At 64.8% G+C, this 15,512-nt stretch carries 13 protein-coding genes and 2 pseudogenes; 6 read left to right on the top strand and 9 right to left on the bottom strand.

Annotated elements, in window-relative coordinates:
- Positions 1-179: 179 nt before the first annotated feature.
- Together QA640_RS23845 and QA640_RS23850 are read right to left on the bottom strand one after the other, a co-directional pair.
- Entirely contained in the window at positions 180-1,349 is a 1,170-nt protein-coding gene (locus QA640_RS23845) for a CmpA/NrtA family ABC transporter substrate-binding protein (protein ID WP_283035391.1), read from the bottom strand.
- Positions 1,346-1,936 (bottom strand): ANTAR domain-containing protein, encoded by a 591-nt coding sequence (locus tag QA640_RS23850; RefSeq protein WP_283035392.1) that lies wholly within the window; start codon positions 1,934-1,936, stop codon positions 1,346-1,348. Before QA640_RS23850 ends, QA640_RS23845 begins: the two co-directional genes overlap by 4 nt.
- A gap of 113 nt (positions 1,937-2,049) precedes the next feature.
- On the opposite strand from QA640_RS23850, the gene rimO reads away from it, so the two are divergent.
- Entirely contained in the window at positions 2,050-3,375 is a 1,326-nt protein-coding gene (gene rimO, locus QA640_RS23855; protein ID WP_283035393.1) for a 30S ribosomal protein S12 methylthiotransferase RimO, read from the top strand.
- 13 nt (positions 3,376-3,388) lie between these two features.
- On the opposite strand, the gene QA640_RS23860 is transcribed toward rimO, so the two are convergent.
- Positions 3,389-4,333, bottom strand: a complete 945-nt coding sequence (locus tag QA640_RS23860; RefSeq protein ID WP_283035394.1) for a hypothetical protein — start codon at positions 4,331-4,333, stop codon at positions 3,389-3,391.
- A 422-nt stretch (positions 4,334-4,755) separates the two neighbouring features.
- On the opposite strand from QA640_RS23860, the gene QA640_RS23865 reads away from it, so the two are divergent.
- Positions 4,756-5,952: an acetylornithine transaminase gene (locus tag QA640_RS23865; RefSeq protein WP_283035395.1), complete on the top strand. Its 1,197-nt coding sequence runs from the start codon at positions 4,756-4,758 to the stop codon at positions 5,950-5,952.
- A gap of 7 nt (positions 5,953-5,959) precedes the next feature.
- Here QA640_RS23865 and QA640_RS23870 read toward each other — a convergent pair whose 3' ends face one another.
- The 4 genes and pseudogenes from QA640_RS23870 to pcsA form a co-directional block, all read right to left on the bottom strand.
- Positions 5,960-6,421: an NUDIX domain-containing protein gene (locus tag QA640_RS23870; protein WP_283035396.1), complete on the bottom strand. Its 462-nt coding sequence runs from the start codon at positions 6,419-6,421 to the stop codon at positions 5,960-5,962.
- 34 nt (positions 6,422-6,455) lie between these two features.
- Positions 6,456-7,430, bottom strand: a complete 975-nt coding sequence (locus QA640_RS23875; protein ID WP_283035397.1) for a quinone oxidoreductase — start codon at positions 7,428-7,430, stop codon at positions 6,456-6,458.
- 90 nt (positions 7,431-7,520) lie between these two features.
- Positions 7,521-8,246, bottom strand: a complete 726-nt coding sequence (locus tag QA640_RS23880) for a TerC family protein (protein WP_283035398.1) — start codon at positions 8,244-8,246, stop codon at positions 7,521-7,523.
- Positions 8,243-8,985 (bottom strand): annotated as a pseudogene (gene pcsA / locus QA640_RS23885) (phosphatidylcholine synthase). Before pcsA ends, QA640_RS23880 begins: the two are co-directional and overlap by 4 nt.
- 117 nt (positions 8,986-9,102) lie before the next feature.
- Between pcsA and QA640_RS23890 the strand changes: the two are divergent.
- Complete coding sequence (locus tag QA640_RS23890; RefSeq protein ID WP_283035399.1) at positions 9,103-10,287, top strand: UbiH/UbiF family hydroxylase; 1,185 nt, start codon at positions 9,103-9,105, stop codon at positions 10,285-10,287.
- Between the two features lie 103 nt (positions 10,288-10,390).
- Here the strand turns inward: QA640_RS23890 and QA640_RS23895 are convergent.
- Positions 10,391-10,501: pseudogene (locus QA640_RS23895) on the bottom strand (AEC family transporter); the annotation flags it as partial.
- Positions 10,502-10,606: 105 nt separating this feature from the next.
- Here QA640_RS23895 and hspQ point away from each other — a divergent pair.
- The gene (gene hspQ, locus QA640_RS23900) at positions 10,607-10,939 is read left to right on the top strand and encodes a heat shock protein HspQ (protein WP_283035400.1); all 333 of its coding nucleotides are present in this window, start codon (positions 10,607-10,609) and stop codon (positions 10,937-10,939) included.
- Between the two features lie 79 nt (positions 10,940-11,018).
- On the opposite strand, the gene QA640_RS23905 is transcribed toward hspQ, so the two are convergent.
- Positions 11,019-11,831 carry an invasion associated locus B family protein gene (locus QA640_RS23905; RefSeq protein WP_283035401.1) on the bottom strand — a complete coding sequence of 271 codons (813 nt, stop codon included), beginning with the start codon at positions 11,829-11,831 and terminating at the stop codon, positions 11,019-11,021.
- Between the two features lie 332 nt (positions 11,832-12,163).
- Here QA640_RS23905 and QA640_RS23910 point away from each other — a divergent pair, with 332 nt between their 5' ends.
- Positions 12,164-13,921, top strand: coding sequence for an extracellular solute-binding protein (locus QA640_RS23910; protein WP_283035402.1), 1,758 nt, complete (start codon positions 12,164-12,166; stop codon positions 13,919-13,921).
- 27 nt (positions 13,922-13,948) lie between these two features.
- Positions 13,949-15,451: a class I adenylate-forming enzyme family protein gene (locus tag QA640_RS23915; RefSeq protein WP_283035403.1), complete on the top strand. Its 1,503-nt coding sequence runs from the start codon at positions 13,949-13,951 to the stop codon at positions 15,449-15,451.
- The last annotated feature ends 61 nt before the right edge of the window (positions 15,452-15,512 follow it).

Consider the following 15,512-nt stretch of genomic DNA (forward strand, 5'->3'; position numbering starts at 1 on the left):
TCGGCTCGTCACCTCCTATTCAAGGAGTGTGCCAACGCAGCACAAATCCGGAAATTGTTTTAAATCAGAGACTTAGAAGAATGTGCGGTGCATGAAATGGATCAGAATTCATGCCGCATCGGGCAGCAATAGCCCAAAGTTTAGCCTTCGAATCGATGCGCTTATTTTTTGAGCAAGACCTAACGAGTGCGATGCCCGACCTCGAAGGAGGCGAGATAGCCGGCCAGATCCTGGGGGTCGAAAGCCGGCCCGGCGAAGGCCACGAACGGCCCGCCGGCGGCGTCCGCGCCACCCCCGCTTTGCCCCACTGCGGCGTCGTAGAGGTCGGGCCGGAAAACGCCCATGGCGGTCCTCAGTGCGGTCTCGCTGAGTGCCGTCTGCCCCCAGCGCACCATCTGCGCATAGAGCCAAGCGGCCTGGACGGGCTCCGGCCGCCCTGCCCCCTCGCGTCCGACCAGCAGATAGCGGTCGCTCTCGCGCAGCGTGCCGTCGGGCGAGATCTTCAGGCGGCCACCCAGGGTGCGCCGGATCACTTCGGCATCGACGCCAATGCGCTCCGGCTGGGCCAGGATGCGCGCGGTCTCGTCACGGTTGTCCGGATACTCGATGAACTCCGCAGCCTTCACCGCGGCGCGCACCAGCGCGGCGACCAATTCGGGATTCTTGTCGGCCCACGTTTGGCGCACCGCCAAAACCTTCTCCGCCGCGCGAACCAAAATGTCCGAGACGAAATGCAGGATATGGCCGATGCCGAGGTCGACCGCGACCGAATTCCAGGGCGCGCCGACGCAGAACGCGTCGACATGGCCGTTGGCGAGGCTGTCGACCATGTAGGGTGGCGGCAGCACCACGAGGCGCACGTCCTCGTCGGGATCGACGCCGGCCGCCGCCATCCAGAACCGGAGCTGGTAGTTGTGGGTCGAGAACGGGAAGGTCATGCCGAAGGTCAGCGGCTCGGCCCCCGCGTTGCGACGCTTCGCCACCACGCGCGAGAGCGCTTTGGCGGTCGCCATCGGATCGAAGCGGTTGCCGTCGATCTCCTCCATCAGTGCAGCGTGGAGCAGCGGCGAGACCGTGATGGCATTGCCGTTGATGCCGAGGTTGAAGGGTGCTGCGATCGGAACCTTGACGTGGCCGAGGCCGAGCGAGGACGCGATCGCGACGGGCGCGAGCAGATGCGCCGCATCGAACAGGCCGATATTGAGCTTGTCGCGGACGTTGGACCAGGAGACCTCGCGCACCAGCTCGACCTCGAGCCCTTCGGCCGCGGTAAAGCCCTTGTCGACGGCGACGATCAGCGCGGCGGCATCGACCAGCGGGATGAACCCTATGCGGAGCGGTCCGGTCATTTCAGCATCTCCGACGCGGTGATGATCGACTGGGCGATCTCGCCGATCTTCTTCTTTTCGCGCATCGCGGTGGAGCGCATCAGCACATAGGCCTCGTCTTCGGTCAGACCCTTCACTCGCATCAATATGCCCTTGGCGCGCTCGATGATCTTGCGGTCCTCGAGCTGCGATTTGGTGCGCTCCAGCTCCTCCTGGAGTTTCGCGAAGGCGTTGAAGCGGGACACGCAGAGGTCGAGGATCGGCTTGATGCGCTCTTTCTTCAGCCCGTCGACGATGTAGGCGGATACCCCCGCCTCCACGGAGGCCTGGATCGAGGCCGAATCACTCTGGTCGACGAACATCGCGATCGGCCGGCGCACGGCGCGGCTGACCTGGAACATCTGTTCCAGGACGTCGCGGCTGGGGTTCTCCAGATCGATCAGGATGATATCGGGGTCGACGGCATAGATGCGGGCGAGCAGGCTCTGCATTTCGCTGATATGCACGACCTCGGTGAAGCCCGCCTCCCGCAACCCCTCCTCGAGGATCGCGGCCCGGATCGGGCTTTCGTCGACAATCACAATTTTAGGCGACTGTTCGGCGCTCATCGCTCAACTCATCCCCGGGCGACGCATCCATAGCATGCCGGAGCCGCATGCAAAGGGTTGTAATTGTGGGCAATTAGGACTAGCTGCAAGCGGTCAATCAGGCAGATTTAGGTATGGATCAGACGGCTGCGCCCAAGGTCAGCTTCGTTTCGCTCGGGTGTCCCAAGGCATTGGTGGATTCCGAGCGCATCATCACGCGCCTGCGCGCCGAGGGCTACGAGCTCGCCCGCAAGCATGACGGGGCCGATATCGTCATCGTTAACACGTGTGGCTTCCTCGACAGCGCCAAGCAGGAATCGCTCTCGGCGATCGGCGAGGCCATGGCCGAGAACGGCAAGGTGATCGTGACCGGCTGCATGGGCGCCGAGCCTGAGCAGATCGAGCAGGCCTATCCCGGCGTTCTCTCGATTTCGGGGCCGCAGCAATACGAGTCCGTGCTCGATGCCGTGCACCGGGCGCTGCCGCCGGCGCACAGTCCGCATCTCGACCTGGTGCCGCCGCAGGGCATCAAGCTGACGCCGCGGCACTACGCCTATGTGAAGATCTCCGAGGGCTGCAACAACCGCTGCACTTTCTGCATCATCCCGAAGCTGCGCGGCGACCTGGTGTCGCGTCCCGCCAACGATGTGTTGCGCGAGGCCGAGCGGCTGGTCGGCGCCGGCGTCAAGGAGCTGCTGGTCATCTCGCAGGACACGTCGGCCTATGGCGTCGACGTCAAATATGCCGAGAGCCCGTGGAAGGACCGCCAAGTCCGCGCCAGATTCCTCGACCTTGCGCGCGAGCTCGGCGAGTTGGGGGCCTGGGTCCGGCTGCAATATGTCTACCCCTACCCGCATGTCGACGAGGTCATCGCGCTGATGACCGCGGGCAAGGTGCTGCCCTATCTCGACATCCCCTTCCAGCACGCGAGCCCCGAAGTCCTCAAAGCGATGAAGCGGCCGGCGGCGCAGGACAAGACGCTGGCGCGGATCAAGCGCTGGCGCGAGGAATGTCCCGATCTCACCTTGCGCTCGACCTTCATCGTCGGCTTTCCCGGCGAGACCGATGCGGACTTCGCCTATCTGCTCGACTGGCTTGATGAAGCCGAGATCGATCGCGTCGGCTGCTTCAAATACGAGGCGGTGGCGGGCGCCACCTCCAACGCGCTGCCCGGCGCTGTCCCGGATGAGGTGAAGCAGGAGCGCTACAACGCGCTGATGGCGCGCCAGCAGAAGATTTCGGCGCGGAGGCTCAAGCGCAAGATCGGCACCCGCCAGCAGGTCATCATCGACGAAATCGGCCCGACCGTTGCGAAAGGCCGCTCCAAGGCGGATGCGCCGGAGATCGACGGCGCCGTTTATCTGTCGAGCCGCCGGCCCTTGCGCGTCGGCGAGATCGTCACCGCCAAAATCGAACGCGCCGATGCCTACGATCTGCACGGCTCCGTCGCGGGATTCTAGGTCAGCGCTCCACTCAGGCGAGCCAGGTCGGCACCCAGCGCTCCGGCCGCGGCGCACGGGCAAGATCCGCCTTCGCCTCGGATAGCTCCGCAGGCACGTCCTCGATCGTCGGGCGCTCGTCATAGTCGAAGCGCGGCATGACGCGGCCGTCGGCGTAGAGGCCAAAAACCATCGAGTACCAAAGCCCGAGCTCCGGCTGCGCGCGGCGCATGTCGTCGCGCAATTCACGCAGCAACGGCTCGATCGCCTTGGCCTCCTTCAGCGGTCGCGGTCCTGGCCAGTTGAGGCGCGCCTGATATTGCGCACCGACGATCGCGACCTCGAATGACGTCTTATCCCAGGGGTTCTTGCCCTTCGGTAAGTGCGCGGCAAGCCGCCAGCCGAGCTCGGCCATCATCGGATGATTTGACCAATACTCCTCGCGATCCCTGCTCCACTTCGCCATGAAGCCACGGAAATCCGGCAGGCGCGACGATGCCTGCTCGAGCGGCGTCAGCCCCACATCGGCGAGCCGCTGTTTCAGCCACAACGCAAGTTCGACCATCTGGCATTCGACATCGTCGTGCGGCGCCAGATCGTGCCACGAGTGCTCGAATTCCTGGGCCGCGAGCTTGGCGATAAGCCAGGGCAGCGACGGCGCGAGGATGTCGTATTCGCCCTCCGATCCAAGTCCGACGATCGGCGGATCGGCGCTGTCGAGACCCTCGCCATACCAGGCGCCGACGGCGGAGCCATCCGGCAGGCGCATGAACAGGGCAAACTTGTCGCGCAATGGGCTGCTGTCGAACAGTGGCGCGGTATCGGCGAACTGCCCGCGCAGATCGAAGCAGCCGACGCTGCCCCAGGGTCGGCCCTCGAGCCAGCCTGCAAAATCGAGCAGCAGGGGCGGCGCCTCTGTGCCGGGCGGAAAGGCTCGGCGGATGCTGTCGACGTCGATGCAATAGATGGGATCGGACAAGGGGCGCGCCTGCAGGGATGGAGTTGTCTACTTGGTCGCGCAGGTCGCCGGCCCGGTTCGAACCAAACGGCGCCTGAATGGTACAAACACGCGGGCGTGAAAATAGTTCGGCGCTGGCGCAATTGATGCAAGGCGATCTGGGGCGTCGCGTAATCACCGCGCCTTACTCCCGTCGCGGAGCGGCTTGACAAGCGTTGCCCTTCGGCTGTATGGCGGCGCCCCATGATCTCGTCTCGGACCCACCGCCGCGCAGCTTTCCGTCGTCGCACCCGCGACGATGATGGGTTGCGCCATGTCCGACGACGCCGCTGAAGCACTGACATCAGCAGAGTTTTCGAGAAGGCCGCACCCGCAAAGTGCGGCCTTCTCGCTTTTTCGTGCGCATCTTCCCCGAACTTTCCCTGCCCCAAGAGGAGTCTGACATGACCAACGCTACCCATCCGTACGATGCGCTGATGGACATCACGGCTCGGCCGAAGGCCGTGTTCGTCCGCGGCGCGGGCTCCTACCTCTGGGACGACAGCCGCAAGCGCTATCTCGATTTCGTGCAGGGATGGGCGGTCAACTGCCTCGGCCATTCGCCGCCGGCGGTTGCCGATGCGCTGTCCGCGCAGTCCAGGCGGCTTTTGACGCCGAGCCCGGCCTTCTACAACGAGCCGAGCCTGAAACTCGCGCAGGCGCTGGTCGAGACCAGTTGCTTCGACCGGGTGTTCTTCGCCAATTCCGGCGCGGAGGCCAACGAGGGCGCGATCAAGTTGGCGCGCAAGTTTGGTAGCGTGCACAAAGGCGGTGCGTTCGAGATCATCACCTTCGCAGGCGGCTTTCACGGCCGCACGCTCGCCACCATGTCGGCGTCGGGCAAGAAGGCCTTTGAGCCGCTGTTCGAGCCGAAAGTCTCGGGCTTCAAGAGGGCGACGCTGAACGACATCGCCTCCGTCGAGGCGCTCGTCACCGCCAACACCGTGGCCGTGATGCTCGAACCGATCCAGGGCGAGGCCGGCGTATGGCCGGCGACCGACAAGTTTTTGCAGGAGCTGCGCGCACTCACCAAGGCGCATGGCCTCTTGCTGGTCTTTGACGAGATCCAGACCGGCATGGGCCGGACGGGAAAGCTCTTCCACTACGAGCATGCCGGGGTTGCGCCCGACATCATGACGCTCGGCAAGGGCATCGGCGGCGGTGTGCCGCTCGCCGCTTTGCTTGCGACCGAGCACGCCTCATGCTTCGAGCATGGCGACCAGGGCGGTACGTTCAACGGCAATCCCGTGATGTGCGCGGCCGGGCTCGCGGTGCTTGAGGAAGTCGGCAAGCCGGAATTTCTGAAGGCCGTCACCGACGCCGGTCTGTTGCTCGAGAGCGAGTTGCAGAAGGTCTCGGCACGGCACGGGCTCGGCGAGGTGCGCGGCCGCGGCCTGCTCCTGGCGCTCGACCTGAAACTGCCGATCGCACCGGCGATTGTCGCGCAGGCATTCCAAGAAGGTGTCCTGCTCAATGCGCCACAGGTCGACACGCTGCGCTTCATGCCGGCGCTCAACGTCACGCGCGAGGAGATCGCCGAGATGATCGATTGCCTCGATGCGATCCTGACCAAAGCGGGCGCGGCACGGAGGGTCGCGTAGTCCGATGTCACACGCTGGCCGGCGTCATGCCGGTCAGCGCAAGGATCCGGGCGAGGTCGTCCGGCCAGACTTGCTCTGTCCTCGCGCGCAACTCGGACTCCGACCACCAATGGTAATCCGTCATCATCTGGCGCTCCAGCTCGGTCCAGCGATCTCTGGATATCGCGGCTTCTTCGATGCGGATAAGGAAGAAGCGCTCATCTCCCGTCACCGTCTCGCCATCGGGCAACTGGAGAACCACGGTTTGCTGGAATACTTGTGGACCCGGACTGAGGACTGCGATGCCGGTCTCTTCAAGCAACTCCCGGATGGCGGCGTCCTCGTAGCTTTCGCCAGGTTCGAGTCCACCTCCCGGGGTGCCCCAGAAGCACTGTCCTGCGAGCGGCCCCTGCTTGTGGTCGAACTTGAACAGCAGCAACCTGTTGTCGCGATTGACGATCAGCAGCCGCGAAGATGGGCGATCGCGCATCGGGGCACAGTTCAACGAAGTCCTCTGCGACGCGTTACGGCTTCAAGATCGACGCGCCCGTGGTGGCGCGGCTCTCCAGATCGATATGCGCTTTCGCTGCGTCCTTCAGCGCATAGGCGTGGTTGATCGGCACGTGCAGCTTGCCGCTGATCACCGCGGCGAACAGCGTGTCGGCGCCTTCCAGCAATTCCGAACGCCTGCCGATATAGTCGTTGAGTTTCGGCCGGGTCGCAAACAGCGAGCCGTGATTGTTGAGCTCGGCGATAGCGAACGGCGGCACGGGTCCCGAGGCATTGCCGAAGGAGACAAACATGCCGCGCGGCTTCAGGCAGGAGAGCGAGCCGGGGAAAGTCGCCTTGCCGACGCCGTCATAGACCACGTCGCAGCCCTCGTTGCGGCTGATCTGCTTCACACGCGCGACGAAATCCTCCTCGTTGTAAAGGATGACGTGGTCGCAGCCATTGGCTTCGGCAAGCTCGGCCTTGGCGCGCGAGCCGACGGTGCCGATGACGTGCGCCCCGAGCGCCCTCGCCCATTGGCAGGCGAGCAGGCCGATGCCGCCGGCGGCGGCATGGATCAGCACGCGATGATGCGGCTCGACCTTGAAGGTCTTGTGCAGGAGATACCAGACGGTGAGCCCCTTTAGCATCAGCACGGCGCCCTGCTCGTAGGTGATGTGATCGGGCAGCTTGACCAGCCGCTCCCAGGGCATGTTGCGCTCGCCGGTGTAGGCGCCGAGATTGTGGTAGTAGGCGACGCGGTCGCCGGGGTGGAAATTCGTCACGCCGGGCCCGACGGAAACGACCTCGCCCGCCGCCTCGTTGCCGGCGATGAAGGGAAGTCCCGGGGCCTTGTAGAGGCCGGTGCGGAAATAGACGTCGATGAAGTTCAACCCAACCGCGTGCTGGCGGATGCGCACCTCGCCCGGTCCCGGCGCCGGCACCTCGACGCTCTCATAGACCAGGGCTTCGGGACCCCCGACCTTGTGCACGCGGACGGCTTTGGTCATCACCTGACCTCCTCGTTTTTGTTGAGTGCAAGCGAAAGCCATCGCGCCTGCCTTGTCAACTTCCGGTAGGAGCGGACCGGACAAACCGGGCTATTTGCCGGTCTTCTTGCGGTTACGCTTGGCCAGCACGTTGAAGAATTCGACCGCCGCCGAGAACGCAATTGCGAAGTAGATGTAGCCGCGCGGAATGTGAAACTTGAATCCATCCGCGACCAGCGCAACGCCGATCAGCACCAAAAATGCCAGTGCCAGCATCTTGGTGGTGGGATGCTCGGCGACGAATCGCGCCACCGGTCCCGAGGAAATGTACATCACCAGGCACGCGATCACGACAGCCGCGATCATGATCTCGAGGTCCTGCGCCATGCCGATCGCGGTGATGATGGAATCCAGCGAGAACACGATGTCGATGACGACGATCTGGGCGATCACCCAGAAGAAGGCGCGGCGGCCGGAATCGTCCTCGCCCTCCTCGTCATCCGCATCGACCTCGGCATGGATCTCGTGGGTCGCTTTCGCGATCAGGAACAGGCCGCCGCCGATCAGGATGAGGTCGCGCCAGGAGAAATCATAGCCCCCGAACGAGAACACCGGCTGGGTCAGACCGATCAGCCAGACCAGGACGCTGAGCAGGATGATGCGGAACACCAGGGCCAGCGCCAGCCCGATCTGGCGGGCGCGGTGCGCCTGCCTGTCGGGGATGCGCGAGACGATCACCGACAGGAAGATGACGTTGTCGATGCCGAGCACGATCTCGAGCGAGGTCAAGGTGAGAAGCGCGGCCCAGGCTTCCGGGCTGGTGATGAGATGCATCATGCGAAGAATCTTGCCATCCTGATCACGGCGTCGCTGCCGACAATCCAGAGCGCGATCGCGCACAGCGCGACCTTCGCGGCCGTGCCGACCTGGAAATCCATCTCCAGCGCATAGAGGCCGAGCACGGCCCAGATCACGATCAGCGACATCGTGAGCCAGCGCAGGCGCACCACGCGGACCGGATGCAGCACATGGAAGGGAACGAAGGTCAGGATGACCAGCGCCGCAACCAGCAGCGTCGACCATAGCGGCGGCCAATGCAGCAGGAACAGATAGAACGCCGCAGCGTTCCACAGTGCCGGAAAGCCGCGGAAGTGATTGTCCTCGGCCTTCATGCGCAGGTCGGCGAAATACAGCGCGCTGGTGACGATGATGGCGACGCCCAGCAGCGGCGCTGCGACCGGCAGCAACAGGCCGCTCGCCACGATCGCGTAGGCCGGCACGAACACATAGGTGACGAAATCGACCACGAGATCGAGCACGTCGCCCGACCAGTTCGGCTGCACGTGCTTGACATTCAGCCTGCGTGCGATCGGCCCGTCGATCGCGTCGATGATGAGAGCGACGCCGAGCCATTGAAACATCGCCGCCCAATGCTCGCGCACGGCCTCCAGCATCGCCAGCAGCGCCACCGCACCGCCGAACGCCGTGAAGATATGCACGGAGAAAGCCGCGGCGCGGGCGACCGGCGTGGGGTTGAGAGAATCCTGCTGGGTATCCATGGCTGGCGCAGTGCTATCAGAATGAGAACGATTTGCACATAAGCGGGGGCAACCTCCGGCCGCGCAATTCGCGACAAATTCGCGCGAAACAAGCGGCTTGAATTTGCCGCCGGCCATGTCAAATGTCCGGGGTCATGACAGACCTAGCAGCACCTTTTGACGTGGCCGTGATCGGCGGTGGACCGGCGGGCCTCGCCGCGGCCATCGCGCTGGCGGAGACCGGCGCACGCACGGCGCTGGTGGCGCGGCGCGCGCCCTATTCCGACAACCGCACCACCGCGCTGCTCGGCGGCTCCGTTGAATTCCTGGACGGGCTCGGGGTCTGGTCGCGCTGCAGCGACAAGGCCGCGCCGCTGGAGGCGATGCGGCTCGTCGACGACACCGGCCGCCTGATCCGCGCGCCGGAGGTACGGTTCTCCTGCCATGAGATCGGGCTCGATGCGTTCGGCTACAACATCGACAACCGTTCGCTAATGCTCGCGCTCGAGGCGCGCGCCACCGAACTTGCCAATCTTCTTCGCTTCGATGACGAGGCCGACAGCGTCCTCACGGAGGCCGAGGACGTCGCGATCCACACCGCCGCAGGGCAGTACCTGACGGCGCACCTCGTGGTCGGCGCCGACGGCCGGCATTCGCTGTGCCGCGAGGCCGCCGGCATCGACGTCACGCGGCTCGATCTGGAGCAGACGGCGTTGACCTTCAACGTCAGCCATTCCCGGCCGCATCGCAACGTCTCGACCGAGTTCCACACGCCGCACGGGCCTTGCGTGTTCGTGCCGCTGCCGGGCGATCGTTGCAGCGTCGTGTGGGTCGCCTCGCCTGCTGACGCCGAGCGGCTCAGGGCCCTGAGCGATGAGGAACTCTCGACGGCGATCGAGAAGCAATCGCATTCCATCCTGGGTCGCATGAGCGTGGAACCGGGCCGCAACCTGTTTCCGCTCGCTATCGAGCGGCCGAAATCCTTTGGCCGCGAACGCATCGCACTCGTTGGCGAAGCGGCCCATGTGGTTCCCCCGATCGGCGCGCAGGGCCTCAATCTGGGCCTGCGGGATGCCGCCGATATCGCCAAGCTCGCTGGAGAGGGGATCGCGGCCGGCCGCGATCCCGGCGCGGATGAGGTGCTCAAGCGCTACGACCGGGCCCGTCGTCCAGACATTCTGAGCCGCACGTTCATGATCGATATGGCGAACCGTTCGCTGCTGAACGATTTTCTGCCGCTGCAGCCGGTCCGCGCCATCGGCATGCACCTGCTCGGCGCCATCGGCCCGCTGCGGCGCTTTGCGATGCGTGAAGGACTGGCGCCGACGTGGCGACGGTAACCGTAATAGATTTCGTTTGATGCGAGCCGTGGACCTCTTTCACCTCTCCCCGCTGGGGAGAGGTGAAATGCCCAGCCGCGTCTCACGGAAACGCCAGCCGTCCGAAGTTCATCCAGGCGAGGCCCGATTCAGGCAGGGATTTGGCCTTGCCGCAGACGAAACCGACGAAGATCAGCCCAAAATAAGGTAGGGCCAGATTGAGGATATCGACCATTTGTGAAGTGATTTCTGAGGTATTCGGGGCTATCCACCCGCCCGCCGCAGGTTAATTCCAAGCTGGGCACTAGCATCGGCCACAATCCTGGTCTATCGACGAAGCATGATTAAAGCGCGGACCGCCAAATTCCAGATCGGACAGGTCGTGCGCCACCGGATCTTCTCGTTCCGGGGCGTGATCTTCGACATCGATCCGGAATTCAACAACACCGAGGAATGGTGGCTGTCGATCCCCGAGGACGTCCGGCCCCACAAGGATCAGCCGTTCTACCATCTGCTGGCGGAAAACGCGGAGTCCGAATACGTCGCCTACGTCTCCGAGCAGAACCTGTTGCCCGACGATTCCGGCGAGCCGATCCGGCATTCGCAGGTCGCCGAGATCTTCGTGAAGGACAAGTCGGGCGGCTATCGCCCGCGCAATCCGTCGCTCAACTGATCCCTTTCGAATCCGGCCAATCAAGCCAATAAAAAAAGGCGCTCATTCGAGCGCCTTTTCGTGTTCTGCGTCGGCACGATTACTTCTGGGCCGAAGGCGCCGCCTGACCGCTTTGCTCGAGCTTCTTGCGCTGCTCGTCGGCCTTCTTCTGAAGTTCTTCCTGAAGCTTCTTCTGGTTCTCTTCGAACACCTTCGGATCGGTTGGCGGACCGTCATAGGCCTTGGCGAATTCGCCGGCCAGCGGCAACGGCAGCGTCAGCGGCGCGCCATTGGCGTTGATCGCCTGAACCACCAGGTTCTGGCCCTTCTTCAGGTTGTTGATGAGGTCGGCGGTCGCCTCATAGTCCGACATGCAGCCGTTGGCGAAGCAGATCACGTAGGGGCTCTGCAGCGGCGGATTGTTGTCGACGATGATGCGGGTGCCGTGCACGAGCTGCATGCCGAGCGGCAGCGTGACCCGAAGAATCTTCTTCGGCTCGCCTTCCGGCTCGATGATTACGGCGGCGATCACCGGCTGGCCGGACTCGATGCGGCCGTCCTTGCCGGTGAAGCAGACCTGCTTGGCGTTGGCGTCCTGGCCCTTCAGGCAGAACTTGGTCCAGGGCGCGTAGATCAGCTGGATCTGCTGCTGTTGCTGGTCGGCAGGCGGTGCGCCGGCCGGCGGAGCGCCGGCGGCGGGCGCCTGGCCCTGGGCCTGGGGCGCCGGTGCGGCGGGCGCAGGCGCCTTGGGAGCCGCCTTCGGCGCGGCTTTCGGAGCAGCCTTTGGCGCCGCCGGAGCAGGCGTTGCGGTCTGAGCCTGGGCGGCGAACGGAACAGCCAGTGCCGAGGCCGTCAGCAGGGCGAGAAGGCGCCCGCGCGGCCGGACCGACGCGGCCAAAATACGGAAATTCATTGCGGAAAACCCTTTCTGAACGGGAAGTGCCCGAACCGCTGATAAGCACCGAAACCGAGCCGCCTTGGCGCGGCTGTCTCCCCATCAATAGAGGCGGAAACGTGACAAGTTCGACGCTCCTGCGCGATTGCCCGCCTTCTTAACGTGGCGGACGAAAAGATCAATGCCGACAAGCATGTTTGAAGTGGGCAGAGAGGCTTAAGACGAAGGCCTATGCTAGGGTTTGGGCGTGACCGGTCCCCGAATCAATCCGCGCGCCGTTGTTCATGTCTAGGTGCCTGCGCTTAGCCGTTGCGGCCTGCGTGGCGCTTGCTCTTGCAGTGGCCGGGCCCATGTCCGTTTCGGCCAAGGCGGCCGAGAGCTACGCCATTGCCATGCATGGCGCGCCGGCCCTGCCGCCCGATTTCACCCACATGCCCTATGCCAACCCCGATGCGCCCAAGGGCGGGCGGCTGATTTGGTCGGTGCTCGGCACCTTCGACAGCCTCAATCCGTTCATCGTCAGGGGCATCGCGGTCCAACAGGTCCGCAGCTATGTCATCGAAAGCCTGCTGGCACGCGGCAATGACGAGGCCTTCACGCTGTATGGCCTGCTCGCGAAGACGGTCGATACCGACAAGGACCGGACCTACGTGACATTCCACCTCGATCCGCGCGCGCGGTTCTCCGACGGAGCACCGGTGCTGGCCGATGACGTGCTGTTCTCCTGGCAGCTCCTGCGCGACCATGGCCGCCCCAACCACCGGCAATATTACGCCAAGGTCGCCAGGGCAGAGGCACCCGATCCCCTCACCGTCCGCTTCGATCTCGCCGGGGCCAATGACCGGGAACTACCGCTGATCCTGGGGCTGATGCCGATCCTGCCCAGGCATTCCGTCGATGTCGCGACCTTCGAGGAGACGACGATGACCGCCCCGATCGGCTCGGGACCCTATCGCATCACCAACGTCAAACCCGGCACCAGCGTGACGCTGACCCGCAATCCCGACTATTGGGGCCGCGACCTGCCGGTCAACCGCGGCCTCTACAATTTCGACGAGATCAGGCTCGATTATTATCGCGAAGCCAACGGCCAGTTCGAAGCCTTCAAGCGCGGCCTCTATGACTTCCGCGTCGAGACCGAGCCGCTGCGCTGGCATGACGCCTACGACTTTCCCGCTGTCAAGACCGGCGAAGTGATCCGCGACACCATCAAGCCGGGCGTGCCGCAGCCCTCGGAGTTTCTGGTGTTCAATACCCGCCGCCCGATGTTCGCCGACATCCGCGTGCGCCAGGCGCTGACGCTGCTGTTCGACTTCGAGCTGGTCAACCGCAGCTACTTCTTCAACCTCTATTCGCGCGTGGCCGGCTACTTCGCGGGCTCGGAGCTCTCCGCCTATGGCCGCCCCGCCGACGCCCGCGAGCAGCAACTCCTGAAGCCGTACGTGGCGCAGATCCGGCCGGACATCATGGACGGCAGCTATCGCCTGCCGGTGACGGACGGCTCGGGCCGCGACCGCACCACGCTGCGCGCGGCGCTGAAGCTGCTGTCGGAGGCGGGCTACGATCTCGACGGCACCGTGCTGCGCAACCGCGCGACGAAAGCGCCCTTCACCTTCGAGATCCTGGTGACGACACGCGACCAGGAGCGCATTGCGCTCGCCTTCGCGCGTGACCTCAAGCGCGCCGGCATCGAGCCGACCGTGCGTTCGGTCGATCCGGTGCAGTTCGATCAGCGCCGGCTCGGCTACGAGTTCGACATGATCCAGAACCGCTGGGACCAGTCGCTTTCGCCGGGCAACGAGCAGTCGTTCTACTGGGGCAGCGCCGCCGCCGACAATCCCGGCACCCGCAACTACATGGGCGCAAAGGACCCGGCGGTCGACGCGATGATCGCAGCCCTGCTGGAGGCCCGTGACCACACGGATTTCGTCTCCGCCGTCCGTGCCCTCGACCGCGCCCTGATCGCAGGCTTCTACACGATCCCTCTGTTTAACGTATCGGAGCAATGGATCGCGCGCTGGAATCGGATAGAACGGCCATCGGCTACCGCGTCGTCCGGTTATCTGCCGGAGACCTGGTGGCAGAAGGCGGATGACCCGAGCAAGTAACAGGCCACTAGCAAGCGACGTGACGCCGTGAACCAGCCAGCCGTATCGCCAACGCTCGACACGCTGTTCCAGCGGACGCTGGCCCGCCAGCCACATGCGCCGGCACTGTATGATCCCCTCAACAAGGTTCGCATCACCGGGCATCTGCCCAGGCGCTTGACCTATGCCGAAGCCGATCGGGCGATCGAGGCGCTGTCGGCCCATTTCGTCGAGTCGGGCCTGCCTGCCAACTCCGTCATTGCCGTGCAATTGCCTGATACCGTCGAGTTCGTGCTCACGGTGCTCGGCGCCCACCGCGCCGGCCTCGTCGTTGCCGTGCTGCCGCTCTTGTGGCGTCACGCCGAACTGACCGCGGCGCTCAACCGCACCGCGGCGCGTGCGATCGTCACCATGAGCAAGGTCGACGGAGTCATCCACGCCGATCTCGCCATGCATGCCGCGGCGGAAGCCTTCTCAATCCGTCACGTCTGCGGCTTCGGCACCGACCTGCCGGAAGGCATGGCGTCGCTCGACGATGTTCTTTCGCGCGCGCCCGGCACGACCCGCAGCGTCATCCAAGACGGCCGCAAGGCGGCGATGATCTCCTTCGACGTCACTGCGGAAGGCTTTCGTCCGGTGCCGCGGCCGCATTTCAGCATCATCGCGGGCGGGCTTGCGATGTCGCTTGAGGCCGACATTCCGCAGGGCGCGACCATCATGTCGGCGTTCACACCGATGTCGTTCGCCGGCCTCGCCTCCTCGCTTGCGATCTGGCTGCTCTCCGGCGGAACGCTGGCGCTGCATCATCCCTTCGACAGCGAGGTGCTGGAGCAGCAAGTCAATGAACAGGGCTGCGAGGTGCTGATCGCGCCTGCCCCGCTCGCCTTGCGGCTCGGCGAAGCCGATCTCGCGGCGCGGATGCCGGGTTTGCGCAACGTCGTCGGCCTGTGGCGCGCACCGGAGCAGGTGGCTGCGAGCGATGCCTGGATCGCGCCGCATGCGCCGCTGACGGACGTCTATTTGTTCGGGGAGGCCGGCCTGTTCGGGGCGCGGCGCGGCGAGGACGGCATGCCCGTGCCGGTGATGCCAGGTCCGCACGGCGCCCCGCGGGAGCAGTCCGGCTCCTCGGTTGCCGGCGAGATCCTGTTGACACCGAAAGGCACTCTCGGCCTGCGTGGACCGATGGTGCCGATCGCAGCCTATGCCCCGCCGCACCCGGTCGGCGACACGCTGACGGCGCAGCCGCCGCGCGACTATGTCGACACCGGCTATGCCGCGCGGCTCGATCGCCAGAGCGGCGCGATCTGCATCACGGCGCCCCCCTCCGGAATCATGGCCGTCGGCGGCTACCGCTTCCTGTCCAACGACTTGCAGGAATGGGCACGCCGGCTCGGCCAGGGCGCCCTGCTCACGGCGCTGCCCGACCGACTCTCTGGACACCGCCTGGCCGGTCGCGCCCAGGACAATGCAAGGGCGCGCGAGGCGCTTGGCGAACTCGGGCTTAACCCCCTGATGGTCGAGGCTTTTCGCGATCGCACCGGGACCGGTTGAAGGCATTTTCACCGCGTCCGTTGACCGGGCATTAAGGCGGCCGGACTAGATTGCGCGGCAT

Origin of the sequence: Bradyrhizobium sp. CB82 (assembly GCF_029714405.1) — a bacterium.
Taxonomy (GTDB): domain Bacteria; phylum Pseudomonadota; class Alphaproteobacteria; order Rhizobiales; family Xanthobacteraceae; genus Bradyrhizobium.

Coding starts and splice junctions, on each gene's coding strand:
- QA640_RS23845 (WP_283035391.1), bottom strand. CDS start 1,349: ATGACCGGACCGCTCCGCATAGGGTTCATCCCGCTGGTCGATGCCGCC.
- hspQ (WP_283035400.1), top strand. CDS start 10,607: ATGATTAAAGCGCGGACCGCCAAATTCCAGATCGGACAGGTCGTGCGC.
- QA640_RS23870 (WP_283035396.1), bottom strand. CDS start 6,421: ATGCGCGATCGCCCATCTTCGCGGCTGCTGATCGTCAATCGCGACAAC.
- QA640_RS23910 (WP_283035402.1), top strand. CDS start 12,164: ATGTCCGTTTCGGCCAAGGCGGCCGAGAGCTACGCCATTGCCATGCAT.
- QA640_RS23865 (WP_283035395.1), top strand. CDS start 4,756: ATGACCAACGCTACCCATCCGTACGATGCGCTGATGGACATCACGGCT.
- QA640_RS23850 (WP_283035392.1), bottom strand. CDS start 1,936: ATGAGCGCCGAACAGTCGCCTAAAATTGTGATTGTCGACGAAAGCCCG.
- QA640_RS23880 (WP_283035398.1), bottom strand. CDS start 8,246: ATGATGCATCTCATCACCAGCCCGGAAGCCTGGGCCGCGCTTCTCACC.
- QA640_RS23875 (WP_283035397.1), bottom strand. CDS start 7,430: ATGACCAAAGCCGTCCGCGTGCACAAGGTCGGGGGTCCCGAAGCCCTG.
- QA640_RS23890 (WP_283035399.1), top strand. CDS start 9,103: ATGACAGACCTAGCAGCACCTTTTGACGTGGCCGTGATCGGCGGTGGA.
- QA640_RS23905 (WP_283035401.1), bottom strand. CDS start 11,831: ATGAATTTCCGTATTTTGGCCGCGTCGGTCCGGCCGCGCGGGCGCCTT.
- rimO (WP_283035393.1), top strand. CDS start 2,050: ATGGATCAGACGGCTGCGCCCAAGGTCAGCTTCGTTTCGCTCGGGTGT.